Below are 476 nucleotides of genomic sequence, written 5' to 3' on the forward strand. Positions count from 1 at the left end.
TCTGGTTTCGACCCTAGACCGCTCCGACGGCGGCCGGCGTCGTCGATCGGAGCGTCGGCTCAGACACGGGAACCTGAGTGACCATCAGGTTCCTCCCTCGTTCAGGGGGGTAAAGTCAAGCAATGAGTAACATCACCAACGATGCTGAAGCAAAAGCAACGACCGTTCCGTCTCACGAGGATCGCGGATTCTTCGGACAGCCCCGCTCCCTAGCCAACATCTTTGGCGTCGAAATGTGGGAACGCTTCTCCTTCTACGGCATGCAGGGAATCCTGCTGTTGTACCTGTTCTACTCCGTCAACGACGGCGGACTCGGAATTCCGCAGGCAACGGCCGCCGGAATCGTCGGTGCCTACGGCGGCGGCGTGTATCTCTCCACCATCCTCGGTGCCTGGATCGCCGACCGCCGGGTGCTCGGGTCCGAGCTGTGCTGTTCTACAGCGCCATTCGTGATCATGATGGGCCACATCGCCCTG

At 60.7% G+C, this 476-nt stretch carries 1 pseudogene; it reads left to right on the forward strand.

The window, feature by feature from the left end:
• Positions 1-122: 122 nt before the first annotated feature.
• Positions 123-476 (forward strand): annotated as a pseudogene (locus tag JF66_RS21255) (MFS transporter); the annotation flags it as partial.

The sequence above is a fragment of the Cryobacterium sp. MLB-32 genome, assembly GCF_000738085.1.
In the GTDB taxonomy this organism is placed as follows: domain Bacteria; phylum Actinomycetota; class Actinomycetes; order Actinomycetales; family Microbacteriaceae; genus Cryobacterium.